Genomic DNA, 5,451 nt, shown 5'->3' with positions numbered 1-5,451 from the left:
GACGGGGACGGCTTCGTCCTCTACCGCAAGGGGGAAGTCGGTTCCTCCGCTTCTATGAAACCCTCGAAAGTACGGCGCTGACGGTACGATGCTGGCGCCAGTATTGGGAGAACTAAAGATGAGTTCACGACTTAAACTGGCAGGAATCTGCTTTGCGGCGGCCCTCGGCCTTGCCGCCTGCGGCGGTGGAGGGGGAACGACCGCGGTGATGCCACCGCCGACAGAGCCGCCGCCGCCGCCGCCGGTTGCGACGGTGATGATTCCGGACGCCATGTATCTGGACGAGGACAATGCGCCTTCGGCTGGGTCCATGACCATCGCGGCGGGCGACAGCTACACCAACAATGGCGTGACGTTCGACTGCCCGGCCGGCGGAATGGCCTGCGAAGTCGAAGTCATGGACGACGGCTCCGTCACCTCAACGGGCGGCGAAGCCATGGCTTCGCTCACGGCTGACGCCATGGTCCAGGTCGCCCAGGCCAAGAAAGATGCGGCGGATGAGGCAGCTCGCGCGGCTCAGGAGATGAAGGACCGGATCATCGGTAAGGACCGGGCGATTGAGGCGGCCTCCAACCTTGCGACGACGACTGGCACCGCTGGTACGCTGGAAGAAGATGATGTCTCCATCACGCGGGCCGCGGGTGGGATGGCCAGGGTCAGGGTGAACGATGCGACTCTGACCGGTTACTCCGTCTCTGACGACCCCGCGCTGCCGAACGGCAACTGGGCAGGCACGCACCTGACCCGTAGCATTACGGGCGCCACGCAGCACCTGTTCGTCTACACGGACATCGATCCGCCGACGCGGATTCAGTTCTACAACTTCGACGGGGACCCGGATACGCCATTCCTGTATTCGGGTGGCGCCCTTGACGCCGCCACGACGCCCGCGACCACAGCAACCGTAATACCGGGGCTTGCCCTTGCAGGCGGGGCCGATGGAAACTTCTCGGCGAACACCGCTGACTCGAGCCAGTTCCCGGCGCCCCAGTCTGCCGAGGAGGGTAGCCGCACCCAGCAGTATGCGAACAACACCCAGATCGGCGGTGCCGACGCATTCAGCACTCCGGGTAACTTCAACGGTGCGGGTGGCCGGTATGACTGCACCGGCGGTACCGCTGAGGCCCCCTGCAGTGTCGAGGTTGCTCCCAACGGGTCGTTCACCCTCGTCGGCACTTGGGTCTTCGTTCCCGAGTTGAATGCAACGGCGTGGCGGCAGGATCCGGAGTTCATGAGCTTCGGCTGGTGGCTGCAGGAGCCGACGGCTCAGACTGGCGTCTACACGTTCCAGTACTACGCGGACGGCAACGCATATCAGCGTCCGGCCGGCGAGACACTGGCCGCAGGCTCGGCGATCTACAACGGTCGGGCCGCCGGCAAGTTTGTGGTGCAGGACATCGACAACACGGGTGTGACCGGCGGCGAGAACGGCATGTTCACGGCGGCTGCTTCGCTGACCGCCACATTCGGAGCTACCAACTCGATCTCAGGGTCTATCTCCGGCTTCCAGACCGACAACGCCAAGGTGGACGTGTCGGGTTGGTCGGTGACGCTGAACCGTCAAACCTTCGCGGTTACCGACACGACCGACGTGACGTCGACAGGCAACCAGCTCGACCCGACCGCCCCTGGCTTCAACGGCGCGACGGCGACGATGGGCGACCAGACGGCGCACGGCAACTGGAGTTCCCAGTTCTTCGGGCAGCCGACGACCGCTGACGCCTACCCGCTCGGCGTCGGCGGCACGTTCCAGGCCGACAACGAAAATGTGAGCATCGGCGGCGCGTTCGGCGCGCGGCGGTAGGCCGAAAAGACCGGGGAGCCCCGTTCCGCGGGGCTTCCTTCCCGATCGGGGCCGGTTCGTTGGGCCGGCCCCCTTTTTTTGCAAGGACACCCCGATGACCCAACGGTGGCGGCCCGCCTCTTGTGCGGCCTTCCCCCTCCCCACGGATGCGTCTGCGAAATGCCGCGCGCGTCCGCGGCGCTATACCTTCCCCTCTTCAGAGGGGGAGGCCCGAACAAGAATTGGGCGGGGGTGCCGTGGCGCCGGGCACGCACTGCCGACCGCCCATCCGGCTCGAACGGCACGGCACCCCCATCGACCTCGCTGCGCTCGGCCACTTCCCCCTTTGAAGAAGGGGAAGGACAAGGTTGCGGCGTCCCGGCCCTTGTCGCAGAGAAATCCCAAGGGGAAAGAGGATTCGGGGGCTGCGGCGTCCGGGCGATCTGCCGGATTGCGGCGGGTTGCCGTCGCCATCGGACTCGTTGCGGGGGCGCTGGCGGCGGCTGCGCCGGCCCTGTCCCAGACGAAGGCCCAAAAGCCGGCGCAAACGACCGCTCAGGGCAAACCCACCGCACCGCAATCCGTCGCCGCGCGGGCGACGGCGCTGCTGCGGGCCGGGCGGCCGGTCGACGCGTTGAGGCTTCTGCGGCCCGCCGTGGCGGCAAGGCCGAACGATCTTTCCCTGCTGTTCCTGGTGGGCCGGGCCGGCATCGCCGCGGCCCAGAGGCATACGGGCCGGACCGACGCCGACGACAGGGCGCGCACCGCCTTCCTCGACGCCGCCATCGCCGCCCTGCGGCGCATGCTGACGATCCGCCCCGGCCTCGTGCGCGCCCGGCTGGAACTGGCCCGCGCCTTCTTTCTCAAGGGCGAGGATTCGCTCGCCCGAGAGCATTTCGAGCGGGTGCTGGCCGGCAAGCCGCCGGCGGCGGTGGCGGCGAACGTGCAGCGCTTTCTCGGGCAGATCCGGGCGCGCAAGCGCTGGACCGTCCGGGTCGGCATGGCCCTGGCGCCGGACAGCAACATTTCCGGGCGCACCGACGAACGAACGATCCTGATCGATACCCAGTTCGGCCGGCTGCCCTTCACCTACAACACCGACAGCCCGCCGACCTCCGGCATCGGCCTGGCAATCTGGGCCGGCGGCGAATACCAGCATCCGCTGTCAGACCGCTGGCGGCTGCGGGCGGGCGGCGACGTCTCGCGCCGGGAATACCAGTCGGACCCGTTCGACCGGATGTTCGTAAGCACCTACCTGGGCCCGCGCTGGCTGATCTCGCCGACGACCGAGGCCAGCCTGCTGGCGAGCCTGCGGCTGAGCTGGTTGTCGGACGAACCGGACTTCCGCGACCTCGGCCTGCGCTTCGAGGGCCGGCACCGGCTCACCCGGCGGCTCTCGACGACCTTCGACGCCTCCTGGCACGACCGGCGCAATCCGGGCCGCGCGCGGCTCGACGGGCCGGTGGTCGATCTCGCCGCGGGGCTCGGCTGGACGGCGACGCCGACGATCCGCCTCGACGCGGCGGCGGGCTGGGGCCTGCAGCGGACGAAACAGGAGAACCTGCGCCACAGCTATCGCTGGCTGCGGGCGGGCGCCACGGCGCTGCTGCCCTGGGGCTTCACCGTCGGCGGGTCGGGTACGGTGCGCTGGACCGGCTACGAGGGCAACTGGGCGCCCTTCGTGCTCGGCGGCGGGGAGCGGCGCGACCAGACATATTCGCTCCGCCTGAACGTCCACAACCGCGCCGTCACCATACGCGGCTTCAGCCCGCAACTCTCGGTCGTGCACGAGTGGCGGCGGTCCAACGCGCAACTGCACGACTACCGGCGCACCTTCGGCGAGTTGCGCTTGGTGCGCCTGTTCTGAGCCATGGACGCGGCGTCGCCCGAAGACCGGAGCTGGGGCCGGCCGCGGTTCTGGCGCTTGCCGCAGCCGCCCTGCTGGCGATCGCAGCGGCGATGGCTTGGCTGTCCTATTCCCCGGCTACGCCCGAACAGCTGGAGGCGATGGACTGCGCGGACCTCGCCGCCGTCATGCTGGACGGCGGCGACGCCGAACGGCGCGCCGCTCTCGGCGTCTATGTGAAGAAGAAGTGCATCTGACCCGGCGCCGCTTTCCGAAGACAAGACCGGGCCCGGATGGCGGCATCCGGGCCCCCTTTTTTGCATGGCCCCTTCGGCTTCGCTCAGGGCAGGCCCTTCGATACGCCCCCGGCCTACCCTCCCTTGCCACCCCGGACGGAGCGCAGCGGAGATCCGGGGACCAGGAGCCACAGGTCGAGGCCGTGCTGGGCGACTCTGGGCCCCGGATCAAGTCCGGGGCGGCAAAGACGGTGGGAATTCGGCGGTCAGGATCGGGGCAGCAAAGCCATGAATCCCCCCTCCCCCAAGGGATTCCTCTGCGAAAAGGGGATTCTCAACGGGTCGGGGATGTGATTCTTTGCGCTCAGCAACCGTTGGGGGTGTCGATGAGCGGCAAGGGTCAGCTGGGGTTTGCGGATGCGTTTGTGTCTCCGGGTCTTGGGGCGAACCGGAAGCTCGATCGTCTGGACGGGATGATCGACTGGTCTCCGCTCGAGCGTCTGGCGTCGCAGGTCCGCACGGGTCGCCGGGGCCGTCCGCCCTATGCGCCCCTGTCGATAGCTGAAGGCGCTCTATCTTCAGGCGCTCTACGACCTGTCGGACCCCGGTCTGGAGGAGGCGCTGCTGGACCGCCTGTCGTTCCGGCGCTTCTGCGGCTTTGCGCTTGACGGGGGCACGCCGGACGAGACCACGATCTGCCGCTTCCGCGGCGATGCGGGCGCGGCGCTGGAAGCGGCCTTCGAGGAGATCAACCGCCAGTTCGACACCGCCGGACTGATCGTGCGCAAGGGCACGCTGATGGACGCCACGCTGGTGGCCGCGGCCTCGCGCCCGCCGCCTTACAAGGCCGGTGCGGGCGCCGGGCACGCCCGCGAGCCCGGCGCCGACTGGACGCGCAAGAAGGGCCGCGCCTTCTTCGGCTACCCCATTGCAGTTATTGGGCGCATCTCGGCGTCGACCAGGGTTCCGGGCTGATCCGGCGGGCGGTGCTGACCTCGGCCAAGACCTACGAAATCGAGGTCGCCGACCGGCTGATCTGCGGCGACAGGGCCTACGAGCAGGCGGCGCGCCGGGCGCGGCTCAAGGCCGCCGGCATCAAGGACCGCATCATGCACCGGCGGAACAAGCACAGGGCCGCGCTACCGCACTGGCAGAAGCGCCGCAACGATCTCATCGCAAGGCGCCGGGCGCCGGTCGAAGCCGTGTTCTCGGCCTTCAAGCGCCTCTACGGGCAGAGACGGGCCAGGAGCCGCTCGCTCGAACGGAACGCCTCCCGCCTCTTTGCCGTCGCCGCCGTCTACAACATGCGCCGGGCCTGCCTGCTCGCCGGGCCGTGAGGGCCTGGCGCGCCCGAAAACGCAAAACGCACCGCAATCCGACCCGCAAACGCCGCAGCGAACCCGCCGGTCGATACCGAAAACGCTCCAAAACACCCCAACCCCCGCCACAAACCTCTCCTTGCGACTTTCGCAGAGGAATCCCCAGGGGGAGGGGGATTCGGGCGGCGGCGGCGTCCGTTCGGGCGTTCAGGGGGTAACTTTTCGATAAACCGGATCGTCGGTTCCGGCGCGAAAAATGTTCGTCGC

5 protein-coding genes are annotated in these 5,451 nt (G+C 68.5%); all 5 read left to right on the top strand.

The features are described from left to right. Window positions 1-118 precede the first annotated feature (118 nt). Window positions 119-1,804, top strand: coding sequence for a hypothetical protein (locus OXM58_02530; protein MDE0147221.1), 1,686 nt, complete (start codon window positions 119-121; stop codon window positions 1,802-1,804). 430 nt (window positions 1,805-2,234) lie between these two features. Continuing rightward, window positions 2,235-3,650 carry a surface lipoprotein assembly modifier gene (locus OXM58_02525; GenBank protein MDE0147220.1) on the top strand — a complete coding sequence of 472 codons (1,416 nt, stop codon included), beginning with the start codon at window positions 2,235-2,237 and terminating at the stop codon, window positions 3,648-3,650. Window positions 3,651-3,742: 92 nt separating this feature from the next. Next, on the top strand, window positions 3,743-3,886 hold the full coding sequence (locus OXM58_02520) for a hypothetical protein (protein MDE0147219.1): 144 nt from the start codon (window positions 3,743-3,745) through the stop codon (window positions 3,884-3,886). Window positions 3,887-4,663: 777 nt separating this feature from the next. Continuing rightward, window positions 4,664-4,840, top strand: coding sequence for a hypothetical protein (locus OXM58_02515; protein MDE0147218.1), 177 nt, complete (start codon window positions 4,664-4,666; stop codon window positions 4,838-4,840). 11 nt (window positions 4,841-4,851) lie between these two features. Beyond that, the gene (locus OXM58_02510) at window positions 4,852-5,202 is read left to right on the top strand and encodes a transposase (GenBank protein ID MDE0147217.1); all 351 of its coding nucleotides are present in this window, start codon (window positions 4,852-4,854) and stop codon (window positions 5,200-5,202) included. Window positions 5,203-5,451: the final 249 nt, after the last annotated feature.

The organism is Rhodospirillaceae bacterium (genome assembly GCA_028819475.1).
In the GTDB taxonomy this organism is placed as follows: domain Bacteria; phylum Pseudomonadota; class Alphaproteobacteria; order Bin65; family Bin65; genus Bin65.
The sequence above is the reverse complement of the archived record's forward strand: the minus strand, read 5'-3'. Positions and strand labels throughout refer to the sequence as shown.